The sequence below is a fragment of the uncultured Frigoribacterium sp. genome (assembly GCF_963515265.1).
Taxonomy (GTDB): domain Bacteria; phylum Actinomycetota; class Actinomycetes; order Actinomycetales; family Microbacteriaceae; genus Frigoribacterium.
The window spans coordinates 1-3,806 of sequence record NZ_CAUPYL010000225.1 but is presented as its reverse complement, the minus strand read 5'-3'; the positions used below and the strand labels follow the sequence as shown (position 1 = coordinate 3,806).

Annotated in this window: 4 protein-coding genes and 1 pseudogene; all 5 read left to right on the top strand. The window is 74.5% G+C overall.

All coding sequences use genetic code 11. The features are described 5' to 3' along the window. Window positions 1-475: pseudogene (locus RWM17_RS13010) on the top strand (hypothetical protein); the annotation flags it as partial. Between the two features lie 145 nt (window positions 476-620). Then, window positions 621-770, top strand: coding sequence for a hypothetical protein (locus tag RWM17_RS13005; protein WP_314104307.1), 150 nt, complete (start codon window positions 621-623; stop codon window positions 768-770). A 171-nt stretch (window positions 771-941) separates the two neighbouring features. Next, complete coding sequence (locus RWM17_RS13000; RefSeq protein ID WP_314104305.1) at window positions 942-2,462, top strand: UDP-N-acetylmuramoyl-L-alanyl-D-glutamate--2,6-diaminopimelate ligase; 1,521 nt, start codon at window positions 942-944, stop codon at window positions 2,460-2,462. A gap of 191 nt (window positions 2,463-2,653) precedes the next feature. Further along, window positions 2,654-3,325, top strand: a complete 672-nt coding sequence (locus RWM17_RS12995) for a hypothetical protein (RefSeq protein ID WP_314104302.1) — start codon at window positions 2,654-2,656, stop codon at window positions 3,323-3,325. Next, window positions 3,307-3,806: S26 family signal peptidase (locus RWM17_RS12990; protein WP_314104299.1), on the top strand; the 500-nt coding region annotated here is incomplete at its 3' end. The genes RWM17_RS12995 and RWM17_RS12990, both read left to right, overlap by 19 nt.

The window sequence follows — 3,806 nt, the reverse complement described above, 5'->3', positions numbered from 1 at the left end:
TCGCGGGGTCGTCATCGCCGGGCTCGTCGCCCTCGCCCTCGGCGCCGCCGCCCTGATCGGCTTCGCGGTCAGCCAAGGCGGCGACGAGCCGGTCGCGCCGGCGACGAGCGACAGCCCGGCCCCGTCCGAGACGACGCCGGCCGAGACCGAGCCCGCGGACACCCCGTCGCCCTCGACGGAGGACGAGGAGCCCGCTCCCGCACCGTCGACGTCCGAGCCGACCGACGAGCAGAGCTCGCAGGCCCCGGCGCCGGAGCCGACGACCCCCGTCGAGGAGGTGCCCGCGCCGACCCAGCCCAGCCAGCCGGCGGCGCCGGGCAACAACGGGAACGGCGGCGGCGGCGGCAACAACGGCAAGGGCAACGGCAACGGCAACGGGGTGGGCGCCGGGGTCGGCAACGGGAACGGCAAGGGCGTCGGCGGCACCGGGATCGACCTGGGCAGCGTGGGAGGACCTGTCGCCCCCTCTCCTTGATCGCTGGCCGCTGGCCGCTGGCCGCTGGCCGCTGGCCGCTGGCCGCTGAGCGAATCACCCCGGACGGGGTCTGTGCACGGGCGGCCCGACAGGTCCATGCTGGGCGCGCCCGGGACCGACCGGGCCTGACCCGAGGGAGGCGCCCGTGACGTACCCCGATCCGCACCGCACCTCCTCCGTCCGGTCGGTCGGCGACCGCGAGCGCCGTCTGACGCTCCTCGTCATCGTCGGCTCTGCCCTCGCTGCGGGCGCGACGGCCACGGCCGGACTGCTCACGGCGCTCAGCCTGCTCTAGCCGCACGGCGCGTCGGGGTACACGCTCACGGAACCTCCTGCGGGTCACGGCGCACGATGGTCGTTCCGCCGCCGTCGTCCCGGGAGACCCGTGCCCCAGTTCTCGTTCCTTCGCCCCCGGCGGCCTGCCGGAGCGCGTCTGTCCGACCTTCTCGGCGACGGGTTCCGTCTCGTGCCGGCCGCCTCTCGCGACGACATGGGCAGGTCCGACGAGGAGGCCGCCCTCGACGTGCTCGTCACGAACGTCGCGGTGAACGACGCCGAGCTGTCGCCCGACGGGCTGTTCGCCGCCCTCCCCGGCCGTCGGGGCCACGGGGCGGACCACGTCGCCGCGGCCGCCCTGGCCGGCGCCGTCGCCGTGCTGGCCGACGACGCGGGGGTCGAGCGCGCCTCCGCCGCCGGCCTCCCCTCGCTCGTCGTGGCCGACCCCCGTCGGCACCTGGGCCGCCTGTCCGCGAGGGTGAGCGGGACCGAGTCGCGGCGACCGCGCCTCCTCGGGGTCACGGGCACGAACGGCAAGACCACGACGGTGCACGTGCTCCACGCGGTGCTCCGGCAGCTGGGCGTCCCCGCCGGCCTGAGCTCCACCGCCGAGCGACGCAGCCTGGACTCGGCCGTCGCGAGCCGCCTGACCTCGCCCGAGGCGACGGAGCTGCACGCCCTCCTCGCGCGCATGGCCGAGGACGGCGTCCACACCGCCGCGCTCGAAGTGAGCGCCCAGGCGCTCAGCCGGCACCGGGTCGACGGGCTCCGCTTCGACGTCGTCGGCTTCACCAACCTCAGCCACGACCACCGCGACGACTACCCCACGTCCGCGAGCTACCTCGAGGCGAAGCTCGCCCTCTTCGACCAGCACCGTGCCGAGCGCGGGGTCGTGCTGCTGGACTCCCCTGCGGGCCGGGAGGTCGCGGCGCGCTCCCGCGTCCCCGTGACGACGATCGCGACGGAAGACGTCGAGGACGGGGAATGGAGGCTGCAGGTGACCGCGACCAGCGCCTCCTCGACGAGCTTCCGCCTCGAGCGGCGGGACGGCCGCGTGCTTCGGTCGTCAGTGCCGCTGATCGGACGGCACATGGCCGCCGACGCCGCGCTCGCCCTCGTCATGCTGGTCGAGGCCGGCCACGCCGTCGATGGGCTCCAGGAGGCTGTGGAGCTGGGCATCGAGGTGACGGTGCCCGGCCGCACCCTGGACGTCTCCGGCGTCGACGGGCCCCGGGTCTACACGGACTTCTCGCACACCCCCGACTCCGTCGCGAAGACCCTGGAGGCCCTGCGGACCGTGACGGACGGGCGCCTGGTCGTCGTGATCGGCGCGGACGGCGACCGGGACCCGTCGAAGCGCGAGCCGATGGGCAGGGCCGCCGCCGAGGCGGCCGACCTCGTCGTCGTGACGGACCACCACCCCCGCACCGAGGACCCCGCGCTCATCCGCCGGGCCCTCGTGGCCGGCGCGAGGACGGCCGCGGACGAACGACGACGACACCGGTGCCGAGAGCGCGTCGCCACGGTCGTCGAGCTCGCCGAGCCTGCGGCTGCCATCCGACACGCACTGAGCGACGTCGGCCCCGGTGACACCGTGCTCTGGGTGGGGCCCGGCGACACCGACTACCGGGTCGTGGGCACCGACGACGTGCCGTACTCGCCCCGCCAGGACGCCCGTGCCGCTCTGCGCGAAGCAGGCTGGCAGGCCTGAGCCGACCCGTGCCCGTCCGGGATCGGCCGAGCCCCACGAACTGGGGTGTCCTCACTTCTGTGGACATCGATAGCGTTGCATCGACCGGTGGGGGATCAGTCGTCACCGTCGTGCAGCCGCTGGGAATCGGCCTGTCACGACCGCGCCGGTCGCGACCGTGACCGACCGACCCGACTTGAAAGACCGATCACATGGCCTCCTCGTCCCACCGCGCCCGCGCGCGCCTCCGCACCACTCCCCTCGCCGTCGTCACCGGCCTCGCCGCCGCCGTGCTCATGGCCCTGACGATGTCGGGCACGATGTCCGCCTTCACCGCGAGCATCACGAACGCGAACGCCAACGTCAGCTCCGGCACCCTGCTCATGCGGCAGGAGGGGGCATCGGGCGGCGCCTGCTACAGCAACGGCACCGACAAGACCACTCCCATCTCCGCAGCGAACAGCACCTCCTGCACGAGCATCAACACGTTCGGCACCGGGTCGCTCGTGCCGGACTCGAGCGAGCCCCGGGCCGCCTCCACCCTGACCGTCTACAACGACGGAACGGTGGCCGCGAAGACCTTCACCCTCCGCAAGGCCGACATCTGCAAGCAGACCGCTTCCAGCGCCGCCAGCGGCACGGCCACCGGCTCGGCCAACGACGTCTGCGGCAAGATCACCCTCGTCATCTCGTCCGGCGGGACCCCGATCTACTCCGGAACGCTGCTTCAGCTCGGCGACAGCACGACCGCCATCACCCTGCCGAGCGTCGCAGCGAAGTCGAGCCAGTCGTTCAGCTTCGCGACGAAGCTCGCCGACGGCCTCTCCAACGACTACCAGGGCCTCACCGCCACGGTACCGCTCACGTGGACCTTCACCGCCTGAGCCGACCGGTCGCGGCGCCCGACAAGGCGTCGCGGCCGGCTCGCTCGCCGGGCCGGTCACCGCTCGGCCGCCGCGACGCCGCCCTCGTCGCCGGCGTCGTGCTCGCCCTCGGCCTGCTCATCGCCCTGGCGGTGCTGCACCTGTCCGGGGCCCGCACGTTCGTCGTCCGCACCGCCTCCATGGGGACCGCGGCGCCCGTCGGCACGCTCGTCGTGACGTCGCCCGTCACGGTCGACGAGCTGCGCGTCGGGGACGTCGTCACCTTCACGCCGCCCGGACGCGCGGGCACCACGTTCACGCACCGGGTCGCCGCTCTCGACCCCGACGGCGTCGTCACCCGCGGCGACGCGAGCGAGGCCGACGACCCGTGGCGCCTCGTCGACGCCGACCTCGTCGGCCGGGCCGACGTGCTGCTGCCCGGTGTCGGGTGGCTCGCGAGGGCCCTGCCGTGGCTGGTCGTCGGGGGCGTCGCGCTCTGGGC

Excerpts from the sequence above, each read along its gene's own strand:
- RWM17_RS12995 (WP_314104302.1), top strand. The coding sequence starts at position 2,654 with ATGGCCTCCTCGTCCCACCGCGCCCGCGCGCGCCTCCGCACCACTCCC.